Here is a 24,689-nt window from a genome sequence, read left to right as displayed (position 1 = left end):
CGGCGCCACAGGGCCGCCACTTCGGATCAATCAAGCGAGGTTGATCAGTTGCACTGGGCACCGGGGAAGCCAGCCTTGATCCACTCCAGAGCGGTGGTACCGTCCGGTGGGGTCACGCACTGACCAGAGAAAGCGATGACGTTTTGCACGCTGCCTTTCTTGCTGGCCTTGTCGTACTGGTACTCGCCATAGGAAATGCCCTGCATGGCCTGATGGCCGCCGGCGCGGGCCATTTGCACGGTGCCGGACACCGATTCAAAGGTCGCGCCCTTGAAGGCCTTGGCGATTTCCAGCGGCGCCGGGATCTTGCCCGATTCAACCTTGGCGTTTTCCGCCGCGTGCTTGAGGCCGAGAATGGCCTGGGCCATTTTGCTCGCCGGGTAAGTCGGCGCGGTGTTGTACGCGGTTTGGTACTTGTCCTTGAACCAGCGATTGAGTTCGTTATCCGGCGCGAACGCGCCGAACGGGCCCCGACCGCCGATAATCATGCCGTTCGGCGCCTGGTCCTTGTAGCGGTCCAGGGCAGACTCGCCGCAGGTCAGCACGGCGGTGGCGTCTTCCAGCAGGCCTCGGGCGTTGGCTTGCAACACCAGGGCTTCCATGTCGCCGCCCCAGAAGCTGGAGTGGATGATGTCCGGGCGCTTGACCGACAGTGCGGAAATCTCGGCGCCGTATTGGCCCTGGAAGACCTTCGGCATCTGCGACTCGACCACCTTGGCCTTGGGCATCAACTGCTCCATGGAGTGGGTGAAGTCGTTCCAGCTGTCCTGGCCCCAGGCGTAGTTCTGCTGGATGCCGGCAACTTTCTGCGCGTCCGGGCGGGTCTTGGTCAGGTAACGGGCTGCGCCGATATTGTCCACGGCCGCATCGAGGCTGGTGCGGAACACGAATTGCGGGGTCTTGTCTTCGTTGAACAACTGGGAAGTGCCGCAATCGTAGAACACGGTCATGGCGCCCAGCTCTTCGGCCACAGGCGCAATGGCCAGGCAGTCACCGGAAGAAATGTAGCCAACCACCGCATCAACCTTCTGGCGCTGCACCAGGTTACGGAACTCTTCGACTTGTTTGGCCGCGCCGCCCGCCTCGTCGATGATCACCACCTCGATTTCGGCACCGTTGATGCCGATGGTGTTGTAAGGCGCCGGGAGCTTGCCCTGGTTCAGCCCTTCGACCAGCACTTTGGCGGCGTTCGCAGACGGCTCACCGAACGGCCCGGCCGCCGGGCCCGAGAGGAACGTCACCACGCCAATGCGGAACTTGCCGTTCTCGGCAGCCATGGCCGAGGTGCCCACGGACAGGGCCAGGCCGGCGGCAATGGCGAGGGTCAAAGGGTGTTTTAGTGCGCTTTTCTTATAGTTGTTCATCTGTGCTTCCACTGTCGATTGATGAGTTGACTAAGGACTCTCGGGACGGCTGTTTTTCGAGTCGGGTTTTTCAGCGGCCATGCGACGCTGGAGGGTGGCACTGCTTTGCTGCAGTTCCTGGGCGGAATACACCGCCCAATTGCCCAGCATGACCTTGGCGGGCGGGTAGTCGTTGTCGAGTACCGGTGTGCCGATGGCCTGGGTCTGCTGGATCTGGTGGGTGTGTGGGTCGATCCGCGAGACAAACCCGGGTGGGTCTTCCGGCAGGGCGATCTCCAAACCTTCCAGGGCGCGGATCAACGCCTGGGTGTCGGTGCTGCCCGCCGCTTTTTCGTAGGCTTTGGCCAGCACCATGACCCCGGTATAGGCGCCTTGGGCGGCGTAGGTCGGGTAGCGACCGTTCAAGGCCTGGAAGCGCTCGACAAAGGAGCGATTGCGCGGCGTGTCCGGCCAGTTGTTGTGGTGCCGCGCCGAGAGGATCAGCCCGGGCGGTGCTTTGTCGCCCAGGGACACCAGGAAATCGTAGTTGCCACCGGTGTCGAAGTTGGCCAGGCGCGAGGTGGCGAACAATTGGGTGCCGGCCGCCTGCTTGACGAAGGCGTGGAAGTCACCGCCCCACAGGGCCGAGACAATGATGTCGGGCCTGGCTTGTTCCAGAGCGGCGATATAGGCCGAATAGTCAGGCTCATACAGGCGTGGCCAGAGCTCGGTGACGTCCTCGAACTTGACCCCCAGTTGGTCAAAGGCTTCGTGCAAGTCATCACGGGACACATGGCCGTATTCGTAATCCGGGCCGATGAACGCCAGGCGTTTCCAGCCGGTTTGTTGTTGCAGGGCTTGCAGGTAGCGGGCACCGGCGGCCATCGAGGTCCAGGTGTCATTGGTGACCCGAAAGTAGTACGGGTGGCCGTTTTCCAGGGTCATGCGCGAGGACGCATGGTCGGTGCCGATCATCAGCACCTTTTCGCGCTTGGCCAACTGGCTGACCGCCAGGCCCACGCCGGACGAGACCATGCCGCACAGCACTTGCACACCGTCCTGGTGGATAAAGTTTTTAGCAAGGCCTACGCCGTAGGAAGCCTTGGACTGGTCGTCGTCGATAATCACCCGCAGCCGCGGCACTTGCTGGCCGGCCTCGCGCTGGGCCTGCAACTCGCCTAGGGCGATCTGAATCCCGGCGATGCTGTCCTGGCCGTAGATCGCTGCGCGCTCGGTCATCGGGTACAGGCAACCCATGGTCAGGTCCGCCAGGGAGGCGGCCGCGCCCAACTCCACGCGGCCGACCTGGGCTGAGGCAACAACGCTCAGCAGCAGACCGCCCAATGCGAGCGCGCAATGAAACCATGGACGTGGCAGTGACATAGAAATCCTTTAGGGCGTTGGCAACGCCTCTTGTTAGTTAGCCAGAGGGATAGAGCAAAGGGTGTGCCAGGATGCTGGCGCGGACAGATTCCCTGTGGGAGCGCGCTTGCCCGCGATGGCGGTGGATCCGTCAGCTCGTCTGAACCGACTAGACCGCAATCGCGGGCAAGCCTGCTCCCACAAGGGATTTCCTGTGGCTACAAAATCTGGCTAACACAACGGACCAACTGTGGGAGCGGGCTTGCCCGCGATGGCGGTGGATCCGTCAGCTCATCTGAAATGACAGACCGCAATCGCGAGCAAGCTCGCTCCCACAGGGATTTACGGCGTGGTTGAGCGGTTAGCGCTCAACCTGCGCGCGGTGTTGAGCGGTTACCGCTCAGTAGAGCGATCCAGCCCCAGGCGTTGCAGGCGACGCTTGAGCGCGTGCCGGGAAATACCCAACAGCCCCGCTGCCAGGCCTTTATGGCCCGATGCGCGGCTCAGGGCATCGGTGACCAGATCACGCTCGGCGCGCTCCAGTTGCTCGCCCAGCACCAGCGGCTCGACCTGCGGGCCTTGCAGCGGCGCTGGCAGCATCGCCACGGTGATCGCCTGCCCCGGCGAAAGAATGGTCAGGCGTTCTACCAGGTTCTTCAGCTCGCGTACGTTCCCGGGCCAGCGGTGACGGGCCAATGCCTGGGCGCTGTCCGGCAGGAAGCGGATCGGTTCTACCCCCTCCTCCACGGCCTGGCGCCGGGCAAAATACTGGGCCAGCAACAGCACGTCTTCACCGCGTTCGCGCAGTGCCGGAATATCCAGGGTGATAACGTTCAGGCGATAGAACAGGTCTTCGCGAAACCGCCCCGATTGCACGTCATCGGCCAGATCCCGATTGGTCGCCGCGACTACCCGCACATCAGCGCTGCTCGCGGCACTGGCACCCACGGCACGGTAACTGCCGTTCTCCAGAAAATGCAGGAGCTTGGCTTGCAGCGCCAACGGCAGTTCGCCGATCTCATCGAGGAACAGGGTCCCGCCATTCGCCTGACTGACCAGCCCGGCACGCTTCTGGTGGGCACCGGTATACGCGCCCTTTTCCGAGCCAAACAACTCGGCCTCAATCAATTGCTCCGGCAACGCCGCGCAGTTGACCTCGATAAACGGACGCCCGCCCCGCCCGCTATGGTTGTGCAGGGCCTGGGCGACCAAGGTCTTGCCGGTGCCGGATTCGCCCAGCAGCAAAATCCGCGTCGCGGAACTACGGGCAATGCGCCCCACCGCTGCGTGCAAGGCGCCCATCGCCGGGCTATGCCCAAGCAGCCAGGCGGCCAGTTCATCGCTGACCGCCACTGTGGGCTCTTCGTGGTTGGCCAGCGACAGGGTGCTGGTGATGGTCGCCAGCAGGTCATCCAGTTCGAAAGGTTTGGTCAGGTAGTCGGTGGCGCCGCTTTTCACCGCCTGTACGGCGGCACGGGTGTCGCCGTGAGCGGAAATCATGATCACCGGCAGTTGTGCGTGACGCTGGCGTAAACCGTCCAAAGTGGCCATGCCATCGATGCCCGGCAGCCCGAGATCAAGCAGCACGATGTCGATGTCGGTGGTGTTCCCCGCCAGCAATTCCAGCGCCGCCTCGCCGCTGCCGGCCGTGCTGATGCGCATGCCTTCGCCGCGCAGGGCATAGCTGAGGGAGCGCACCAGCGCCTCTTCGTCATCAACGATCAAAACGTGAATGTCAGACATCGGTGGTTTACTTCGCCTCGTTCCCTGGGGGCGCGGGGAAGTCCAGGATCACCTGAGTCCCTACGCCAAGCGTGCTGATAATGTCCATGCGCGCACCGTTGGCTTCCAGCAGTTGCTGACTGATGCTCAGCCCCAGCCCGGTGCCCCGCGCCTTGGAGGTAAAAAACGGTTGGCGGATGCGTTGCAAGTCCGCCTCGCAGATACCGCAACCCTGGTCAATGACCATGACCCGCACTTGCCCACCCCACGCCTGGGCACACAGGCGCACGGGGCGTTGGTTGTCGCAGGCCTGGAAGGCATTCAAACACAGGTTGAGCAGTATCTGGCGGATCTGGTCCGGGTCGACGTACAACTGCAAGCCGGATTCTGTCTCGCACAGCAATTGCAGGTCGTCCGGCGCAACCAGCCGGGCGATCTGCTCGAACACCGGCGCCACGGCCACCACCTCGGGTTGAGCCGGGTGCGGCCTGCCGTATTCCAGCAGATCGCTGGTGACGTGGGACAGGCGGTCGATCTCCTTGCCCAGGTCGGTCAGCAAGTGGCGTCGTTCGGGCTCCTCCTCTCGACGCAGCAAGGCTTGCACCGTGGTTTTCATGGTCGCCAGGGGATTGCGCACCTCATGGGCCACGCCTGTGGCAAAAGTCCCCAATACCGCCAGGTTTTCCGTGCGCACGGTGTTTTCCAGCACGTCGGCCAGACGCGCGGCCATCACGTTGAATGCCCGCGCCACATGGCTGATTTCGTCGTCACGGGGCTGTTCGGCCAGGCGATAACTCAGGTCGCCCATGGACAACTGATGAGCGCCCTGCAACAAGGTGCTGACTCGCGAACGCAGCTGCCGGGACAGGGTAAAAAATACAATGAGGATAAACCCGATAAAACCGGCGGCCACCCAGTACAACCACCAGCGCGCATCGTTCAACGGCTTGAGGATAGCCCCCGGCTGCACACTGAACACCAGTTGCCAGCCGGGAATGATCTGCGGGCCATCACGCCACTGCTCAGGCGCCTCGACCGCGCGCCCGGTGGGGTCGATAAAGGCACCGCTCGGCACCCGCAACAATGGCGCAACCACCCCGCTCATCCCGGCACTGACCAGCAGCTCGGTCAGCGAAGCAAGGCGCAGGTGCAAGGCGATACGCACGCGGTGATCGGTGCGGCCATTGCGGATCGTCTTGCGGATCAAAAAGCCACCAGAGCGCCCGGGTTCGGCCAGCAATGGCCCAATCACCTCGATGTCACCCACCCACTGGATCGGCAGACCGGCGATGGACCAATGAGTGTTGGTCCAATAGGGCTCGCCGGAGGCGGCTTGCCCCGGCAGCACATTGATCAAGCGGTCGTGCTCATCGAAAAACAGCACGCCATAGAGGAACGGTAAGTCCGCTTCGAGCTTGAGCAATGAGTCCACGTCACTGCCAGGGCCAGACTGATCGGCGATAAACCCCGGCATGTTCGGGTGATTGGACAATGCCGAGAGCTGGTAGAAACGGTCATCGAGAAACGACGACAAGCGGTTAGCCGTGGACAGCGCCTGGGCGTCCAGACGTTCACCGGTCAGGCGATTGAGCAAATCCTTGGCCAATTGCTCATAGAGCACCGCCAGCGTGATGAGGGCAATGCCCATCACCAATACGGACAGCAAGGTATAGCGCGCCACCAGGCTGCGGTGTGGCCGCGCGAGCCACTTGCGTAGCCCGTAGAAGTAAGCAGTGCGGTTCATGGCTTTTTTGATTGTTTTTCTAAAGTCGCCGCCAGCATAGGGACGACGACTTGTATCTGTCCATGACTAAGCCATTTTAGAGATCAAAGCGCTCGCTTCATGCCGTAGGACGCTCGAAGAGGTTGGAGAAATACCGACCATAACTGGCGTCATACTCATTCTGGGCAGTCGTCGCCTGATCGCTTGTGACCAAGGTTTCAGCCCTGCCGTGTGGCCCACTTGCACGCAGGGAAGCGAAAGACTTGGGATTTTCTTCGGCCAACTGCGGGTCGGGGAAGTAGATCGCGTGGTGCTTGTACAGCGCGGCTTTTGTTTCAAAAAACTGGACAGGACTAATGTCCTGGAAAAAGTAGATTTCCATGTTTTTCACACCCATCAAGGGATTGTTGACCGTTATTAATGTGTTATCGGGCGGGTTCCGGGCCTTGATTACATCCAGAGGGTGCTCGCCCAAGGCTCAGAATTCAGCGGCGTCCAGCAAGTACAAGCTTTCGCTACCCGCCTTGACCGAAGCGGTCAGCGATTGGATCCGCGGCAGCAGGCGTGCGAAGAAGAAGCGCGCGGTGCCCAGCTTGGTCTTGTAGAAGACGTCCTGGTCCTGCTTGGCCAGCGCGGTACGCGCCATCAGGGCCCACATGTAGGCGTAGGCGGTATAGCCAAATACGTGCAGGTATTCGACCGAAGCCGCACCGATTTCATTCGGGTTGGATTTGGCACGCTTCAACAGATCTGCCGTCATTTGCTCCAGGTTGACGATGGCAGCTTTCAGCGGCTCGGTGAACTCTGCCAGCGAAGTGTCGGCGCATTCGATGAACGCTTTGATCTCTTCGGCGAAGTGGTTATAGAGCGCCCCGCCGCTGCCAATCACTTTGCGACCCACCAGGTCGAGTGCCTGGATACCGTTGGTGCCTTCATAAATCTGGGTAATACGGCAGTCGCGAATCAGCTGCTCCTGACCCCATTCACGGATGTAACCGTGACCACCGAAAACCTGCTGGCCGTGCACCGTGGTTTCCAGACCCAGGTCGGTCAGGAAAGCCTTGGCCACCGGGGTCAGCAAGGCCACCAGATCTTCTGCACGTTTGCGGGTGGTGGCGTCTTCGCTGAATTTGGCGGTGTCCAGTTGCATGGCCACGTAAGTCGAGAAGGCACGACCACCTTCGTTCGAGGCTTTCATGGTCAGTAACATGCGACGCACGTCCGGGTGGACGATGATCGGGTCGGCGACCTTGTCCTTGTTTTGCGCACCGGTCGGTGAGCGGCTTTGCAGACGGTCACGGGCGTATTCGACGGCGTTCTGGTAAGAACGCTCGCCGGTAGCCAGGCCTTGAATACCAACGCCCAGGCGCTCGTAGTTCATCATGGTGAACATCGCCGCCAGGCCGTTGTTCGGCTCGCCAACCAGATAACCCACAGCCTCGTCGAAGTTCATCACGCAGGTCGCGGCCCCCTGGATGCCCATCTTGTGTTCAATCGAACCGCAGCTCAAAGGGTTACGCGCACCGAGGCGGCCATCGGCGTTGACCATGAACTTCGGCACCAGGAACAGCGAAATACCTTTCGGGCCGGCCGGTGCATCCGGCAGTTTGGCCAATACCAGATGGATGATGTTCTCGGTCAGGTCGTGTTCGCCGCCGGTAATGAAGATCTTGGTGCCGCTGATCTTGTAGCTGCCATCGGCCTGCCCTTGGGCCTTGGTGCGAATGATCCCCAGGTCAGTACCAGCGTGCGGCTCGGTCAGGCACATGGAACCGGCCCAGACACCGGCGTACAGGTTCGGCAGGTACTTCTCTTTCAATTCTTCGCTGGCATGAGCGTTGATCGACAAGCACGCGCCGGCGGTCAGCATCGAGTACAGGGCGAACGACAGGTTGGCCGAGTTGAGCATTTCCTCGACCTGGGCAGAAATCACCTTGGGCATGCCCATGCCACCGAACAGTGGGTCACCACCGACACTGGCCCAGCCACCTTCGGCGTAGGTCTGGTAGGCCTCGGGGAAGCCAGTCGGGGTCTTCACCGCGCCGTCGATCCAGGAGCAGCCTTCTTCGTCGCCGCTACGGTTCAGCGGCGCGATGGTCCCCGCGATAAGTTTGCCGGCTTCTTCGAGGACCGCGCTGGCGGTGTCTTCGTCCACCACTTCGGCCAGGGCCGGCAGTTGGGCCCACAGTTTGGAGACTTCGAACACTTCATTGAGAACGAAGCGCATATCGCGCAGGGGAGCTTTGTAGTCAGCCATCATGAAATCGCTCGGAGGGTGTTGGGGTATCGCCCATTTCGGGTTTTGTTATGGGCAATATGATAGGGATGCTCAGGGACCATGCCTTGACCTTGCGGGACAACTGGCCGGGTGCTGATCAAGCGGTAGTCTCAACGCTCCAATACGTAACAGCCCGGCACGGCGTACAAGGGCGGGGCGTCTTGCCCACGGACTTGAACAGGGTACCGGTTGCGCTGAGCAGATCGACCGGTGATTCTCTTTGTCTTGTTCTCAAATCCCGGGCAGCGCACTGACAGCAAACACCCACCGGCAATCGCATGCGCGGCGGGTCGGCAGTCAGCGGCTCCAGTGCAGTAACAGCAGCACCAGTGCTGCCAGGAATACGGTTTCGCCGATCATCAACAGGATCGGCTTGATACCGACCGCGGCCAGCTCCTTGAGCTGGGTCTTCATGCCCAGCGCGCTGATGGCAATCACCAGGCACCAGCGCGACAGCTCATTGACCCCGGTCTGGATCAGCTGTGGCACCCAGCCGGTACTGTTGACGCAGGCAAGGATCAGGAAGCCGACGGCGAACATCGGTAGCAGCGGCGGTCGCTTGCCGGTCGGATCGGCTCCCTGTATGCGGGTGACCATGGCCGCGCAGATGATCACCGGCAGGAGCATGGCCACACGCATCAGCTTGACCACGGTGGCGGTATCTCCGGTCTCGGTGGACATGCTGTAGCCAGCGCCGACCACCTGGGCCACGTCGTGGATGGTGGCACCGAGGAACACCCCGGCCTCCTGCGGCGACAGCGCCGCCCAGTTGGCGATCATCGGATAGAGGATCATCGCCAGGGTGGACAGCGCCGAGACGCCGATCACAGTGAACAGGGTGGCGCGCTCTTTTTGCGGGTCGTTGGGCAATGCGGCGGCCAGTGCCAGTGCCGCCGAAGCGCCGCAGATAGCCGTGGCACCGCCGGTGAGCAGGCCGAAGATGCGTTTGAAACCCAGGAGCCTGGCCGCAACCACCGAGACCCCAATGGTCGCCACCACCACGATCACCACCAGTACCACTGGTTTCCAGCCCAGAGCGGCAATCTGCTCAAGCGTGATGCGCATACCCAGCAAGGCCACACCGATGCGCAGCACGTTGCGCGCAGTGAACTCGATGCCGGCCTTGCACTTGCCGTCGGCGGCGAGAAAGTTCAGGCACATGCCGAGCAACAGAGCGAACAGCATCACTGGCGCACCGTAATGCTCGGAAAGGAAGGTCGCCGCGGCGGCAACGATCAAACTGACGACAAAGCCCGGCGCCAGCTCGCGCGCGCGACTCTGGACACTGGCAAGCGCGATGCTGCTCATCGGGCGCACTCCTCGGCAACAGCGTCAGCTTGCTGTTGCGGGTCAGGGTCTGCAGGCAGCGTGACGGTTTGCTTGTTGCGCAGTTTGTCGTTCAACAGGAAATACGACAGCGCCGGAATCAGGATCAGCGCGCCGAGCATGTTCCACAGGAACATGAAGGTCAGCAGGATCCCCATGTCGGCCTGGAACTTGATCGGTGACCAGATCCAGCAGACCACCCCGGCCGCCAGGGTAATCCCCACCAGGCCCACCACTCGCCCGGTGAACGCCACGGCATTGCGGTAGGCCTCCGCCAGCGACATGCCCTGGCGTTGGTACTGCAGCTGCACGCTGAGCAGGTACAACGCATAGTCCACGCCGATCCCGACGCCCAGCGCGATGACCGGCAGGGTCGCGACCTTCACGCCGATGCCCATGGCCACCATCAACGCCTCGCAGAGGATTGAGGTCAGCACCAGCGGCAGCAGCGCCACCAGCGTCGCCCGCCAGCTGCGGAAGGTGATCAGGCAGAACAGCGTCACTGCCAGGTAGACGTACAGCAGCATGGTGCGGTTGGCCTCGCGTACCACGATGTTGGTCGCCGCCTCGATGCCCGCGCTGCCGGCGGCCAGCAGGAACTGGCGATCGTCGCTGCTGTTTTCCCGGGCGAACTGGTCGGCGATGGCCACCATGGCGTCCAGGGTCTCGGCCTTGTGATCCTTGAGGAAGGCGATCACCGGCATCAGCGAGCAATCGGTATTGAACAGTTCCGGGGCATTGACCGAGGCCTGCTGCGCCGCGTAGTTCAACACGTTCTGGTTGCGCTGGATGTTGTTGAGCTTGGGGTTGCCCTCGTAGGTGCCGGCGGTGATCTGGCGGACGGCATTGACCAGTGACACGGTGGCCTGTACCCCCGGGTGCTGTTGCAGCTCCCAGGCCAGGCGGTCGGCCAGTACCAGGGTCTGGTAGTTCAGGCAGCCTTCGGCCGGGGTCTTGATCATCACCGCGAACAGGTCGCTGGACAGTGCGTAGTGGCTGGTGATGTAGGCGTTGTCACGGTTGTAGCGTGAATCCGCGCGCAACTCCGGCGCCCCGCTGTCGAGGTCACCGATTTTCAGTTGCAGGCTGACCACAAAACCGCCGATCCCCAGCAGCACCGCCACCAGCACGGTGCCAGTGGCCCACTTGCGGGTGGTGAAACGGTCGAGCATATCCCACAGTTTGCCAAAGCCACGATGCTCGGCGGCGCGGGTGTCAATCTTCAATGCACGCTCGGCGGCCTTGCGCCCTACACCGATGTAGGACAGCGCCACCGGCATCAGCAGCAACGAGGTGAAGATCAACACCGCCACGCCGATACTGGCGGTAATCGCCAGGTCCTGGATCACCGGAATATCGATCAGCATCAGCACGGCAAAGCCTACCGCATCGGCCAGCAATGCGGTGACCCCGGCGATGAACAACCGGCGGAAGGTGTAGCGTGCGGCAATCAGCCTGTGGGTGCCGCGAGCGATGTCCTGCATGATGCCGTTCATCTTCTGCGCCGCATGGGACACGCCGATGGCGAAGATCAGGAACGGTACCAGCACCGAGTACGGATCGATGGCATAACCCAGCCAGGCGACAATGCCCAGTTGCCAGACCACCGCGATCAGCGAACAGCCGACCACCAGCAGCGTGCTGCGCGCACAACGGGTGTAGAGGAAGATGATCACCAGCGAAGTGATCACCGCCAGGCCGAAGAACATCATCACCTGGATCAGGCCATCGATCAGGTCGCCCATCAGCTTGGCGAAACCGATCACCCGTACCTTGTACTTGCCCTCGCCCTCCTCTGCGGCCTTGCGCGCGGCGCTGTCACCGCCGTACTCGATCTTGTCGCGCAAGCGCTCCTCGAGCAGCCGGGAGAATGTGTGGTAGTCGAGGCTCTGGCCGGTGGCCGAAGCCTTGTCCAACAGCGGCACGATCAACATGCTCGACTTGTAGTCACTGGCCACCAGGCTGCCGACGATGCCGGCGCGGTTGATGTTCTGTCGCAACTGCTCGATGCCGGCCGCATCGCCCTGATAAGCGTCAGGCATCACCGGACCGCCCTGGAAGCCTTCCTCGGTCACTTCGGTCCAGCGCACGGTCGGGCTCCACAGCGACTTCATCCAGGCACGGTCGACGCCTTCGGTGAGGAACAGTTCATCATTGACCTGTTTGAGGACAGCCAGGTATTCCGGATCGAAGATGTCGCCCTGGGTGTTTTCCACCACCACGCGCACTGTGTTGCCCAGGCCGCGCAGCGACTTGCGGTTCTCGAGATAGTTCTGGATGTACGGCTGGCTCTGCGGAATCATTTTCTCAAAGCTGGGACGCAGTTCCAGGCGAGTCACCGCCATATAACCCAGCACCACAGTGACCAGCGTCATGAGCAGCATGAACAGTGGACGATGGTTGAACACCAGCCGTTCCAGCAAATTGCCGGAGCGCCGATCAAAGTCCGACAGCTCGCGGATCACCGGCATGGTGTCTTGCGTCAAATTGCCCATGTCAGGGTACTCACTCTAATTCTTATTGTTGTTCGATGGGCAGCGCGCGGACGCCACGGCTGCCGACCAGCACCAGCGCGCCGTCGGACGCCAGGGTCGCGCCGGCTACCGGTGACTGGCCGGTTTGCGCAGCCAGCTGCAATTGTTTGTTGCTTTCATCGGTCAGCAGCATGTGCCCGGCCTGGGTGAACAGCCGGTAGTGCCCGCGGCTATCGAGGAGCGCGGCGCTAACGCTGACTTGCAGACCGCTGTCGAGCCGAGTCCAATTGGCGCCGCCATCGGTACTGCGCAAGACATGCCCACGCAGTCCATAGACGAGCACCTCGCCAGGTTGCCCGACGATGCCGAAATAGCTGCCCTGATACGGTGTATTCAGGGCGGCGAAACGCTGGTGCGAATCGTCCCATTTCAGCACCAGGCCCTGCTCTCCAGCGATGTACAGCGCATCGCCCGTCGAAGCGATGGCATTCAGGTGAAAGTTCTGCGGGTTGTCGGTGCGATCCTGGAACGGTGCCCAGCTGCGGCCGCCATCCTCGGTGCGCAGGATCAGGTTGAACATCCCGACCACATAACCGAGCTTGTCGTTGGCGAACCAGACGTCGAGAAACGGCTTGTCGGCGCCCTCCTCAGCCAGTCGCTGACCTTCGGCGGCCAGCCCGGCCCATTGTTCATTGTCCGGCTCGGCCATCGCCAGGGCGGTGTAATGCTTGAGCATCAAATCGCCGATTTGGCGGCCATCGAGCTGCTTGCTCCAGGTCGCGCCGGCATCGCTGCTGTGCAACACCACACCATCGTTGCCTACCGCCCAGCCTTGCCTGGCGGTTGGAAAATACACGGCATTGAGGTCGCTGCTGACAGGCACAACCGCCTGCTGCCAACGCTTGCCGTTATCGTCGGAATACAGAATGTGGCCACGCTGGCCCACAGCAACCAGACGCTGCCCCGCATGGGTCAGACCCAGTAACGGGCTGCGCATTGCCAAGGCGCTCGGCTTGGCCGGCAAATCCAGCACGTCAACAAAGCTGGCCGCCTGAACGACGCTGTGCAGCGTCAGCATCACGACCAGCGCCAGCTGCACGATTTTCTTATTGTAGGAGCACATAGCGCGCCCTCATGGCAAAAGGCGCCGGTTTGCACGCAAGCACAACCCGGCGCAAAAACTGTCCGATCACACATCGGGCAGCAGAGAGTGGCGACGAGGCAATTAGCGGATACCGGCACCCGCCAGCGATTCCGGTGCCCACTGGGTCTTGCTCAGCGCCTCGCTGTACTTGATGCCGCCGTATGGGCCTGGGAAGCCGACGGCGCTGTAGGTGCCGCCGATCAGGTCGTAGCTCAGATAAGGCGAGGCATCCGGCACCTGTTGGTCATAGCTTTGGCTGAGGAAGGTGTAGACGCCGCGGTACAACTGGCCGTTTGCATCGTATTGGTCGGATGCCAGAGCAACCCAGCTGTCCTCATCCAGATAGAAACGGCGCTTGGCGTAAATGTGACGAGCTCCCGGCTTGAGGGTCGCCTCGACCACCCACACGCGATGTTTTTCCCAGCGAACGAACTCGGGCGCCAAGTGGTTCGGGGTCATCATCGGCTTCAAATCGTTCTGATAAGTCACACGGTAGGTGTTGTACGGAACGATCACTTCCTGCTTGCCGACCAGCTTCCAGTCATAGCGGTCCAGCGCACCGTTGAAGACGAAAGCATCGTCCCAGGTAGAGGCGCCAGCGCTGCCCGGGTTAGGCGTATCGTAGGCCAGGCTCGGCGCCAGCTTCACGCGGCGCTGCCCCGGCAGGTATTGCCAGCCACGGCGCGGTTGCTCCAGCGGGTTGACCGCATCGCGCACCAGCACAGCCTCACCGGCACGCCGGGCCGGACCGGTGAAGGCCAGCTTGATCTGGTAATAGGTGTCCGCGGCCGCGAGCGGTTTGGACAGGTCGTCATAGGCGGCATAGTTGATCTGCGCGCTGCCGGTCGTGGCCAGGCTGGCTACACCGGCGGAATCGACGTTCCAGTTGTCGTACTTGCTCTGGATGTTGACGCCCTGGTAGCGCAGCAAATGGTTCCAGATAGCCTCGGCGCCGGTCTTCGGGATCGGAAATGGAATGCCTGGCAGCGCATTTTCGATGGAATTGCCGCCCTCGGTCGAACGAGCCACGGTGGCATTTTTTACCGTGTTGTCCAGCACACCTTTAGGCAGCGCGGCGGTACGGTGAGTCGGGTATACCTCGATGCGGAAGCTGGGATAACGCTTGGCCAGCTCGGCGGTCACCGCGGTCAGCTGCCCCTTGTACTTGTCGACGTTCTTGCCATCGATCACCAGCAGCGGTTTTTCAGCAGCGAACGGATCGGGGCGCACTCGGTCGCCCGCCTTGAAGCCGGCTGGCGGGGTGGTCAAGCCGCCCTGGTAAGCGGGAATGGAACCGTCGGCATTACCGGCTTTCTCGGCGCCGATCTGAGTCAATTGGTTGCCCAGTTTGGCGGCTTCGGTGGCGTCGACGGCCGCGTGGGACGGCCCCGCGAGGCCCAGGGCCATGGAGGCGGCTATCAGGGTATAGGCGAATTTCATCTTATTGTTCTCCTGCGGGTGTTGGCATTGTGTAGATCAGAAGGTGGTTTTCAGGGTCAGGTAAAGGGCTCCCCGATCCTCGGTGGCACCGGCGCCGGAGACGGACGCATATCCGCCCCCGTAGCAGGTGTAACGCTGCGTGCCATCCAGGGCGTTAGGGGTTGAACCATCGGTTGCGCCGTCGTCACATTTGGTGGTTTCGCCGAAGGCATCGACGTACTTGAGGTCAACGTAGTACTGGTTGTAGATAGCAGCGCTGACCCCGACGGCGTAGGTGCCGGTATCTTCCGCCCCGCCCGCTACCACAGGCGAAACGCCGTCGATACCGAGGTTGACCGACATCGGTGCGCTCAGGTCCACACCGGGAAATACCTGGTACCAGGTCGGTGTGAAGTTGACGGCGATGCCCCAGTTGTCACGGGTAGGCTTGTCGATGCCGCGATAGGTGTCTTCGCCCTTGTAGAGCGCCTTGTTTTTGCTATCGAGGCTCAACAGATTGCTGTAATACAGCTCGCCCAACAGGGTGGCGGAATCGAACAGCGGGGTGTCGGCGATAGCGACCAGGCCATTGATGGTCCAGTGCAACGTGTCGCCAGTGGCGGCCAGACTGTCGCCGTCGCGTGGCACATCGGTGATCACGCCGGTACCCGGACTACGCGCAGGGAGCAAGCCAAGACCGGCCTGCAACCCACCGGGGCCTGGGGCACTGATGATCGCCGGAATGCTGGCCAGCGGCATATTGTGGTGAATGTTCAAATCGCTGCCGACGCTGACACCGCCCACGTCCTTGGACAGACTGAGACCATAGATATCGATGTCATCGCCATAAGCGAATTTATAGGAGGTGGTGCCGATCGAGTTCCGTAGCCCTGCTACCCCGCCAACACTGGTCAGGCCTCGAGTGTCCAGAACGGCTTGCGGGAGAATGTCCGAGGTCCTGCGGTAGTAGGCGCTCAATGTGCCGTCCAGCCACTCTGGCGACCATTTGGCCATCAGGCCCCAGTCACCCCGATTGTCCGGGGTGAAGTCATCGCCACGACGCACGGTGGTCAGGGTGCCGTTCGGACCCGCCAGACCCGCACCGCCTGTATGCCCCAGGAGAAACGACTGAGCGCCGAAGCCCAGCACGTCGGACCCACTGTAGTAGGTACCGGCCTCAGGCAAGCGCGCGCCATCCCAATCAAGGAAATACTGAGCGCCGAAGGTCAGTTCGGGGCTGAGGGTGAAGGTGGTTGAAAGCTGATTGCGCGGAACGAACAGTTCCTTGGCTTCGGTACCGGGCGACGCGGCCGCCTTGGCAAGGTCGAGGCCTGATTGACCGTAGCTCAGCGAATGCACCGGATTGAGTACCGTCTCGCCCCAGAACACATTGTGCTGGCCGGCCTTGATATTGAGCAGGGAGTCGTCGCCAATTGTGGTGTTGTAGAACACGAAGGCATCGAGGACTTCACCAGACGGGCCGTTGTAGTAACGCTGGGCATAGTTGCTCAGGTGCGGGCTGCCGAAAATGGCAGGCGCTGCCGGGCGCCCGCCAAACCCGGAAATCGACGAAAAATCATCGTTGCCGTTGACGAACGGGTTGGAGTTCGAGCCGGTATTTTCATAAGCCTTGTCGTACCAGCTCGCGGTGCTGACACGAAAGCCCGCCTTGCTTTGGTAGACCACATCCAGCTCGGACAGCAGATCGACACGGTTGGTGATGTTGGTGCCGGCCTTGCGGAAGTTGTAGTCACCGTCGTTGCTATTGGGTGTACCCAGGAGGCGCTTGTCGGCACTCTCGGTACGCACGCCATAGTTGTACTTGACGGTGTTGTCGAAACGGACGGACCAGTCTTCGCTACCTGTGTCCAGTTCGAAGGCATGGGCGGCCGGCAGGCTCGTGGCCAGGATAGCCGTGGCGAGCAATTGGCGCCGTGCGGACAGGAGGTTGCGACTCTTCATTAAGTGATGCACCTAAATTATTGTTGTTGTGGCTTGACGTCAGGCACGGCTTTCTGCGCTGTCTTGGCCTCGGTAGCCGACCAGGTCAGGGACTTGCTCCAGCCTTGCGGCTACGACGGGTATCAGGGGATTCATGCTACGGGTGGTAAGCGCTGGTCCCGGAGCTCACTTTAAGAGCAACGCTGCGATCCGGATTGACTTTGCGGGGCATCGGTTTGACATTTCGGGACGTCCGACAGGCCGTCCCGAAAAACCTCAGATGTAGGTACCGCCACCGGCGTTGATGATCGAGCCGACCAGGTAGCACTCATCAGAAGCCAGATGGGATACCAGCGCCGCGTATTCCTCGGCCTTACCCAAACGCCCCAGCGGCATAACCTGTTTGAACACGCTGAGTTGCTCAGGCGATTGTTGATCGAGGTAACGCTCGAAGGCCGGAGTCTGTACGCCACCAGGGCAGATTGCATTGACCTGCACATTGGCGCCGGCCACCTCGTAGGCCACCGCGCGGGTGAAGGCAACCACCGCGCCTTTGGCTGCTGAGTAGTGCGGGCTATGCGCCCCCATGGCGGAAATACCGGCAATGCTGGCGATGTTGATGACCTTGCCGTAGCCCTGTGGCTCCATGCGCTGCAAGGCGGCGCGGGTGCAATAGAACACGCCGTCGACGTTCACCGCCCAGAAGCGCTTCCATTCCGCATCGTCCATGTTGCGGGTGATTTCCAGCGACTGACGGGGCAACGGCTGGGTCACCAGCGCGTAATGACGCTTGCGTCGCTCGTCATCATGGGGTTTATCCGGCACCAAAGCGGCATTGTTGACCAGGATATGCAGGGTGCCGAAACGCGCGTCGATTTGGTCGAACATGGCGTTCACTTCAGTGCTCGACGAGACATCGCAACGCAGCGCCAGGCACTGCGCGCCGAGATCTTCGATCATGGCACGCGTGGCCTCAAGCGCCTCTTCGTTGATATCGCAAATGACCACACAGGCGCCTTCGCTGGCCATGCGCAGGGCGATGGCTTGGCCTAACCCACCTGCGCCGCCGGTAATCAAGGCAACTCGACCGTTCATTTTCATGGGGAACATTCCGTCTTGGGGAGGACGAAGTGTCACCGAGCCGCGGGCATCCGCCTTGACCTGGCGGGACATCGACCTGTCAAACGGACAAATCGCTGCCAACCTGTTTGCTGCGGTTTCGCCATTCCCGTGGCGAACAACCGAATTCAGCGCAAAACCAGCGAGTAAACGAAGTCGGAACCGCATAACCGATCATCATGCCCACACGCTGCAGGGAATAATTCTTGTTTTCCATGTAACGCAACGCCAGTTCGCGACGTACAGCGTTGAGCAGCTCGGAAAAGGTCAGGCCGACCTCATCGAGCTCACGTTGCAGGGTTCGCACGCTGACGCCCTTGGCATAGGCGACCTGATGGATGGTGGCGCGCCCGACCGGCATCAACAAATAGATGGCCTTGCGCACATCGAAAATCACCGAGTGCTCGCCGGCTCCGGCCATCGAGTCCATGAACTGGCGAGCGTAGCCAGCCATCGCCGGGTCGGCTTGCGGATTGAGTTGATCGATATCCGCGGCATTACAGACGATGCCATCGAACTCGGCGTCGAACACCACCCGGCAACGAAAGAATCGCGTGTAGTCCTGCAGGCTTGCCGGGGCTTCATGGCTGAAATGAATGCTGCGCGGATGCCAGTGGTTACCCATAAGCGATTTGCAGGTGCGGTGCAGGATACCGATTGCAAGTTCCGCGGCTTGACGCTTGGGTACGCCCGCCTCGGCCATGATTTCATCGCGGATCAGCACCGTGTTTCCCGCCGTTTCCAGGTTCATCGCCAGCGTTCGGTTGAGCAGGTGCCGATACTCGATGCTGGTGAGCAGCATGTCGCGCAGTGTGCGCTGATGACTGAACAGCAAGCTGATGGCACCGAGATCCGAGAGTCGTCGGGCCTCTGCCATGCGCAGGCCAAAGGTCGCGCAGGATGAGCGAGCCGCAGAGTCCTCCAGCAGCTTGAGCGCCGCCTCCAGCGGCAGCATGCATTCCGGGTCGTTGAGCATGACGGGAGTCAGGCCGACGCCACGCAGCATCTCGCCCGAATTCAGACCAAGGCTCTGGGCAACCTCTGTGTAGTTCTTGAGGGTTGCCGCCCGTACAAACGCTTCCATCGCACCTCCTCCAGTGATGTCGACTGCATTCTTCGGCGAAGCCTGCATTCGATTATATGGCACCGATTGACAACTCACGCAACGAGCGCACCTACACAAAAAGCTCGCAGGTACTGACACGTATTGAAAGGTTTTTGGCACGTGATGAGAAGTTTTCATCTATCGGCGGCCCCAAAGTACCCGCCATGCACCACCGACAACGACATCCTGAAAGCACAAAACAACAACAGATTGGAGACATGCATGAACTTTCTCGACGGATCCCTGCACCCCGAAAATCAACAGAAGCTGGTCATCACCGTTGCGCCCTACGCTCCCGAGTGGATGCCTTCGGACTTCCCGGAAGACATTCCGGTCACCATGGCAGAGCAGGTGCAGATGGCAGTCGACTGCTATAACGCCGGCGCCACTGTGCTGCACCTGCATGTCCGCGAGCTGGATGGCAAGGGCTCCAAGCGACTGTCCAAGTTCAATGAACTGATCGCCGGCGTCCGCGAAGCAGTACCGGACATGATCATCCAGGTCGGCGGCTCGATTTCCTTCGCCCCGGAGGGTGATAGCGACGTCGCCAAATGGCTCTCCGATGACACCCGCCACATGCTCGCCGAGCTCTCGCCGGCGCCCGACCAGGTGACGATTGCCATCAACAGCAACCAGATGAACATCGTCGAGCAGATGTGCGAAGCCGATCTCGCCGGCACCAGCATTGCCACGCCGGAGATCTATCGCGCCTACCGCGAGATGACCATTCCGGCCGGCCCGGAGTGGGTCGAGGAACATATCAAGCGTCTCTCGGCCAGTGGCATCCAGACGCAATTCCAGCTGGGCAACATCCCCTCGTTCGAAACGGTCGAGCGCATGATGCGCCGCGGCGTCTGCAATGTGCCGTTGATCCTGACCTGGGTGGCGATTGGTGGTGGCTCCGACGCCCCCAACCTCTACAACCTGGCGAACTTCGTGCGTGCCTGCCCGGACGGCGCCGTGCTGACCCTGGAAACCGCCATGCTCAATGTCTTGCCGCTGAACGTCATGGCGATTGCCATGGGCATGCATGTGCGTTGCGGCACCGAGGACAACCTCTGGACGCAAGGCCGTGATCGCAAGATGAGCAATGTCGAGCAGATCGAGCAACTGGTGCGCATTTCCAGGGAAATGGGTCGCGAAGTGGCCAACGGCAAAGAAGCCCGCGAGATCTACAAGATCGGCACGTTCTACAAGGACGCCGATGAAACGCTGGCCCAGAACGGCTTTGCGCCGAACCGCAAGCCCGCCCAGAAAGGTTTTACGCAACACGGCTGAGTCCAACTTGCGGAGTGCGCGTGCCCTGTACATGAGCGCGCTCCGCACGTATCGCTGCACCCAATTTACAAGAGCTGCGCAATGAACGCGGCCGTAACGAGAGGAGAGTCTTCATGACTTTGCATGCCCCGATAGAAGTACGCGGTGACACCTGGCGACGTATCGCCCGACCCTACGCCTGGGTGGTCTTCGCCCTGACCTTCGGCCTGCTGCTGTCAGACTTCATGTCGCGGCAAGTGTTGACGGTCGTTTTCCCGCAGCTCAAGGCCGAGTGGGGCCTCTCCGATTCCGAGCTGGGCGCGCTGTCCAGCGTCGTCGCCATTGCCGTCGGCGTGCTGGCGTTTCCGCTGTCGTTGGTGGCTGATCGCTGGGGTCGCGTGCGCAGTCTCATCCTCATGGCCGCTATCTGGAGCGTGGCCACGCTGATCTGTGGATTCGCCTCCAACTATCAAGAGATGTTCGTGGCGCGTTTCTTCATCGGCGTTGGCGAGGCGGCCTATGGCAGCGTCGGTCTGGCCGTGGTGCTGAGCATCTTCCCGCCGCAACAACGGTCTACGGTCACCGGCGCCTTCCTGGCCGGGAGCATGGTGGGTTCCGTGCTGGGCATCAGCCTGGGCGGAGTCCTCGCCACCCATTTCGGCTGGCGTGCATCCTTTATTGGCATGGCGGTCTATGGCATGGCACTGACAGTGGTCTACGCGCTGGTGGTCAGGCCTGGCCGCATCGAATCGCCTTGCCGGAACGCGGGTTCGAGCAAGACCAGGGCCCATCCCCCCCTGCGTAGCCTGTTTTCGACGTCTTCGGTGCTGAGCGTCTATATCGGCAGTGGCCTGCAGTTGTTCACCATCGGCGCCCTGCTGACCTGGCTGCCCAGCTACCTGAATCGCTTCTACGACATGCCGCTCACCCAGGCCGGTGCAGTCGCCGCGATCTTCATGCTCTGCACTGCGGTCGGCATGCCACTGTGTGGCGCCGTTGCCGACCGGCTGTGCCAGGGTTCGCCAACCCGCAAAATCAGGTTGACCATGGGCTACTGCCTGCTCTGCAGTGCTCTGTTGACCGTGGCCTTTCAACTGCCGGTGGGCATCGAACAACTGGCCTTGATCGGCCTGGCCATGTTCTTCGGCGGCGGCATCGTCGGCCCCTCCGGCACCATGGTCGCCGACCTGACGCCGCCCGCGCTGCACAGCACCGCAATGGCCACCCTGGCAATTGCCAACAATCTGCTGGGCATGGCGCCGGGACCCTTCGTCACCGGCTTGCTCGCCGACCGCATTGGCCTGGCCTCGGCGCTGCAACTGCTGCCATTGGCAGGCGTTGCAGCCGCATTGGCGCTGATGGTGGGGGTCCGCAATTATCGCACTGATCTTGAGCGCGTAAGTCCTCAGCCATGTGCCTGAGACGGGCGCCATGGCAGGTGAAAGCCGCCATCGAAACTTCCTCCACCCTCTGCGAGGCCACGTCATGACGCACACCCTGGATGTACCCGTCTCGGTCGATCTGAGCATCGGCAAGCGCGCTCGCGTGCAGTCCGACGGCGTCGATATCGCCTTGTTCAATGTCGATGGCCAGATTTACGCCATCGACGATAGCTGTCCGCACAGCGGCGCCTCGCTGTTGTTCGGCAAACTCGACGGACGCCTGGTGCAATGTCCCGCCCACGGCCTGCGCTTTGATCTCGCCACCGGCTGCATGCGCGGTGGCGGCATGACCGTGCGCGCCTACCCCGTCGAGGTCGTCGCGGGCCGCGTCCGTATCACTCTGCCCGTTCCAATCACCCACCAACAATAACGTCAAAAGCAGGTTGATCATGACCACATCATTCACCACCACCCGTCATTGGCAACAGGGTTACGACGCCCGCGTACCGACTGACATCAACCCCGATGCCTGGCCTTCGGTCGTGGCGATGGCGCAAGCTGCCATGCAGCGTTATGCCAGCAAAACAGCATTTCGCTGCTTCGGGCGCTCACTCAGTTATGCCGATGTCGATAGGCAGTCATGCGCATTTGCCGCCTGGCTGCAGCACCTGGGCGTGCGTCGCGGAGATCGGATCGCGGTCATGCTGCCCAATATTCCGGCATTTCCCGTGGCGATGTTCGGCATCCTCCGAGCCGGCGCAGCCCAGGTCAATGTCAACCCGACGTACACGGCGCAGGAACTCGAACACCAGCTTAACGACGCTGGGGTCGAGACCATCGTCATCGTCGCCAGTGCCCTCCCGACACTGGAAGCGATACTGAACCGCACATCGATCAGAACAGTCATCGCGGTACAACCCGGCGACACGCTGGGCGAGCCGGTGGCCGTGCCCGACATCGACATCCAGTCATCGCCTGACCTGCCGTTGACACGCTTCCTCGATGCCTTGCGCGAGGGCGGCACGCTGCCGTTTACGCCGGTCGAACTGACGGGCGATGACTTGCTCTTCCTGCAATACACCGGCGGTACCACTGGCCCCTCAAAAGGTGCCGCCCTGTCACACCGCAACCTGATCGCCAACATCCTGCAGGCGCGTGCGTTTCTCCCTGACATGTTCGACACCGACGGTGACAACGTCGTGGTCACAGCGCTACCGCTGTTCCACGTGTTCGCCCTGACGATCAATCTGCTGATCGGCTTTTCGGCCGGGGCCAAGAATTGGCTGATCCCCGATGCGCGTAACAGTGATGATCTGGTCGACACGCTGATCAGGGCCCGGCCGACGCTGCTGACGGGGGTCAATACCCTGTACGGCGCGCTGGTGCGCCATCCGCGGATCGGCGAAGTGGATTTCTCGCGCCTGCGCCTGGCCATTGGTGGTGGTGCCGCGGTGCTGCCGGCAACTTCGGCGCAGTGGAAGAACATCACCGGCCAGGAAATCCTTGAAGGTTATGGCCTCTCCGAGACGTCGGCGATCCTGTGCCTGAACGTCATGGGACGGCGCAATTTCTCTGCGGCGGTTGGGTTGCCTTTGCCTTCGACTGACATCGTGCTGCTCAAGGACGATGATCAACCGGCCGCGCTCGGCGAGGCCGGAGAAATTTGCGCCAAGGGGCCGCAGGTAATGTCCGGTTACTGGCAAAAGCCAACCGCCAATGCCAATGCGTTTACCGCCGATGGTTACTTTCGCACCGGCGACATCGGCATCTTTGCCGCCGATGGCTTGCTCAAGATCGTCGATCGCAAAAAGGACATGATCATTGTCTCGGGCTTCAACGTCTACCCCAACGAGGTGGAGGTCGTTGTCGCCAGTTGCACAGGTGTCAGCGAGTGCGCCGTGATCGGTATGCCGGATGAGCGCAGTGGTGAATCCGTGTGCCTGTACGTGGTCAAGGCCGCCGATGCCACGCTCGACGAAGCCAAACTGATCGAGCACTGCCGCGCGCACCTTGTGGCCTACAAAGTGCCCCGCCAGGTGTTGTTCCTCGATGCATTGCCCAAGTCCACGGTGGGCAAGATATTGCGCAAAGACTTGCGCGCACTCGCAAACTCGGGCAGTTCGACTGAAACGACAATGGCCGTTTGAGCGGCGCTACGACAGGTCCGTAGCGCCCTGCTCGTCCCGGTCATCCCATTGGCGAATGAAGGCCTCGGCCTCGGTCTGGTGCCATTCGCAAACGGGATGCCGGATTGAGGTGGCGGACCTCGCCGAGGTTGGCCAACTCACTCCCCCATTCCCCGGCCATACGGGTGCATTACATGCCAGCTAACGCTCATTTGGTACAGCCTCAAGCCACCTTCGGCTAATGGCACCGGCGGCATTTGGCATCAAATGAAAAGTGCTTGGCATCAAATGAGAAGTGCGTAGGCAGCCATCGCACTAGAGTCGATTAACTGCCGCAACGGCTTGCGAGCACCAGGCACGCCGGTGATGCTGTTCGCGTTGCAGCATTGAGGAAAGTAAACCGTGGGTCTGCGAAGGCCGGTCCGGCCTTCGCTATCCGAGCAGAGGGTGTCGTGATGAATTCAGTAGGTGCCTTGAACCGGGCCATCGGCGGCCAGCTTCTGCGCTTCCTCGATGAGTATCGGGGCGCCCAGCGCCATGCTGTGGATGCCCAGTATCGAGGTCAGTTGCAGCACCGCCAGTATTTCCTCGACGCTGACGCCAAGTTCCAGTGCCTTGCGGATGTGGCGACGCACGCCCGGGGCATACAGATGAGTGCAGGAGGCATCGACGGCGATGGCGATCAGTTCGAAGGTCTTGGGATCCAGAATCCCCTTGCGTATCGGGTGTGTGGCCATGCCGAGAAACTTTTCCGTCCACTCGGCGTCCAGCTCGGCCAGCGAGTCCCAGGCGCCATTCCAGTTGCCAGCATCACGCATGGCATCACAGGTAGGGGTGTCAGGTTTGGTCTGGTTTTCATTCATCTGCAGGTCCTCGAGGGTCAGTGGTTGATGTCAACTCTAAGCGTACCGATGCCATCTGTATTGACTGTACGGGGCATTGGCATGATTTCTCGGGACCAGTACAAC

Annotated in this window: 18 protein-coding genes; 4 read left to right on the top strand and 14 right to left on the bottom strand. The window is 61.4% G+C overall.

The window, feature by feature from the left end; all coding sequences use genetic code 11:
- Nucleotides 1-44: 44 nt before the first annotated feature.
- The 13 genes from F8N85_RS04780 to F8N85_RS04720 form a co-directional block, all read right to left on the bottom strand.
- On the bottom strand, nucleotides 45-1,364 hold the full coding sequence (locus F8N85_RS04780; protein ID WP_150802532.1) for an ABC transporter substrate-binding protein: 1,320 nt from the start codon (nucleotides 1,362-1,364) through the stop codon (nucleotides 45-47).
- A gap of 30 nt (nucleotides 1,365-1,394) precedes the next feature.
- Complete coding sequence (locus F8N85_RS04775; RefSeq protein ID WP_150802531.1) at nucleotides 1,395-2,726, bottom strand: ABC transporter substrate-binding protein; 1,332 nt, start codon at nucleotides 2,724-2,726, stop codon at nucleotides 1,395-1,397.
- Between the two features lie 372 nt (nucleotides 2,727-3,098).
- Nucleotides 3,099-4,448: a sigma-54-dependent transcriptional regulator gene (locus tag F8N85_RS04770; RefSeq protein WP_150802530.1), complete on the bottom strand. Its 1,350-nt coding sequence runs from the start codon at nucleotides 4,446-4,448 to the stop codon at nucleotides 3,099-3,101.
- A 7-nt stretch (nucleotides 4,449-4,455) separates the two neighbouring features.
- Nucleotides 4,456-6,171: a HAMP domain-containing sensor histidine kinase gene (locus F8N85_RS04765; RefSeq protein ID WP_150802529.1), complete on the bottom strand. Its 1,716-nt coding sequence runs from the start codon at nucleotides 6,169-6,171 to the stop codon at nucleotides 4,456-4,458.
- A gap of 97 nt (nucleotides 6,172-6,268) precedes the next feature.
- Complete coding sequence (locus F8N85_RS04760; protein WP_150802528.1) at nucleotides 6,269-6,532, bottom strand: hypothetical protein; 264 nt, start codon at nucleotides 6,530-6,532, stop codon at nucleotides 6,269-6,271.
- Nucleotides 6,533-6,628: 96 nt separating this feature from the next.
- Nucleotides 6,629-8,407: an acyl-CoA dehydrogenase C-terminal domain-containing protein gene (locus tag F8N85_RS04755; RefSeq protein WP_150802709.1), complete on the bottom strand. Its 1,779-nt coding sequence runs from the start codon at nucleotides 8,405-8,407 to the stop codon at nucleotides 6,629-6,631.
- A gap of 318 nt (nucleotides 8,408-8,725) precedes the next feature.
- Nucleotides 8,726-9,736 carry a YeiH family protein gene (locus F8N85_RS04750; protein ID WP_150802527.1) on the bottom strand — a complete coding sequence of 337 codons (1,011 nt, stop codon included), beginning with the start codon at nucleotides 9,734-9,736 and terminating at the stop codon, nucleotides 8,726-8,728.
- On the bottom strand, nucleotides 9,733-12,249 hold the full coding sequence (locus F8N85_RS04745; RefSeq protein ID WP_150802526.1) for an efflux RND transporter permease subunit: 2,517 nt from the start codon (nucleotides 12,247-12,249) through the stop codon (nucleotides 9,733-9,735). The genes F8N85_RS04750 and F8N85_RS04745 overlap by 4 nt, the downstream gene beginning before the upstream one ends.
- Nucleotides 12,250-12,271: 22 nt before the next feature.
- Entirely contained in the window at nucleotides 12,272-13,351 is a 1,080-nt protein-coding gene (locus F8N85_RS04740; protein WP_150802525.1) for a WD40/YVTN/BNR-like repeat-containing protein, read from the bottom strand.
- 102 nt (nucleotides 13,352-13,453) lie between these two features.
- Nucleotides 13,454-14,812 carry a DUF1329 domain-containing protein gene (locus F8N85_RS04735; protein WP_150802524.1) on the bottom strand — a complete coding sequence of 453 codons (1,359 nt, stop codon included), beginning with the start codon at nucleotides 14,810-14,812 and terminating at the stop codon, nucleotides 13,454-13,456.
- Between the two features lie 36 nt (nucleotides 14,813-14,848).
- Nucleotides 14,849-16,753, bottom strand: coding sequence for a DUF1302 domain-containing protein (locus F8N85_RS04730; protein WP_150802523.1), 1,905 nt, complete (start codon nucleotides 16,751-16,753; stop codon nucleotides 14,849-14,851).
- A 255-nt stretch (nucleotides 16,754-17,008) separates the two neighbouring features.
- Entirely contained in the window at nucleotides 17,009-17,833 is an 825-nt protein-coding gene (locus tag F8N85_RS04725; RefSeq protein WP_150802522.1) for an SDR family NAD(P)-dependent oxidoreductase, read from the bottom strand.
- Nucleotides 17,834-17,912: 79 nt separating this feature from the next.
- Entirely contained in the window at nucleotides 17,913-18,935 is a 1,023-nt protein-coding gene (locus F8N85_RS04720) for an AraC family transcriptional regulator (RefSeq protein WP_150802521.1), read from the bottom strand.
- A 243-nt stretch (nucleotides 18,936-19,178) separates the two neighbouring features.
- On the opposite strand from F8N85_RS04720, the gene F8N85_RS04715 reads away from it, so the two are divergent.
- The 4 genes from F8N85_RS04715 to F8N85_RS04700 all read left to right on the top strand — a co-directional run bounded on the left by F8N85_RS04715 (nucleotide 19,179) and on the right by F8N85_RS04700 (nucleotide 23,742).
- Nucleotides 19,179-20,234: a 3-keto-5-aminohexanoate cleavage protein gene (locus F8N85_RS04715; RefSeq protein ID WP_150802520.1), complete on the top strand. Its 1,056-nt coding sequence runs from the start codon at nucleotides 19,179-19,181 to the stop codon at nucleotides 20,232-20,234.
- Nucleotides 20,235-20,347: 113 nt separating this feature from the next.
- Entirely contained in the window at nucleotides 20,348-21,634 is a 1,287-nt protein-coding gene (locus F8N85_RS04710; RefSeq protein ID WP_150802519.1) for an MFS transporter, read from the top strand.
- Nucleotides 21,635-21,698: 64 nt separating this feature from the next.
- The gene (locus tag F8N85_RS04705) at nucleotides 21,699-22,025 is read left to right on the top strand and encodes a Rieske (2Fe-2S) protein (protein ID WP_150802518.1); all 327 of its coding nucleotides are present in this window, start codon (nucleotides 21,699-21,701) and stop codon (nucleotides 22,023-22,025) included.
- A 19-nt stretch (nucleotides 22,026-22,044) separates the two neighbouring features.
- Nucleotides 22,045-23,742 (top strand): AMP-binding protein, encoded by a 1,698-nt coding sequence (locus F8N85_RS04700; RefSeq protein WP_150802517.1) that lies wholly within the window; start codon nucleotides 22,045-22,047, stop codon nucleotides 23,740-23,742.
- 440 nt (nucleotides 23,743-24,182) lie between these two features.
- Here F8N85_RS04700 and F8N85_RS04695 read toward each other — a convergent pair whose 3' ends face one another.
- Entirely contained in the window at nucleotides 24,183-24,584 is a 402-nt protein-coding gene (locus tag F8N85_RS04695) for a carboxymuconolactone decarboxylase family protein (RefSeq protein WP_150802516.1), read from the bottom strand.
- Nucleotides 24,585-24,689 lie beyond the last annotated feature (105 nt).

It is taken from the genome of Pseudomonas fluorescens, assembly GCF_902497875.1.
GTDB lineage: Bacteria > Pseudomonadota > Gammaproteobacteria > Pseudomonadales > Pseudomonadaceae > Aquipseudomonas > Aquipseudomonas fluorescens_BR.
This window is presented reverse-complemented; position numbering and strand designations above follow the sequence as displayed.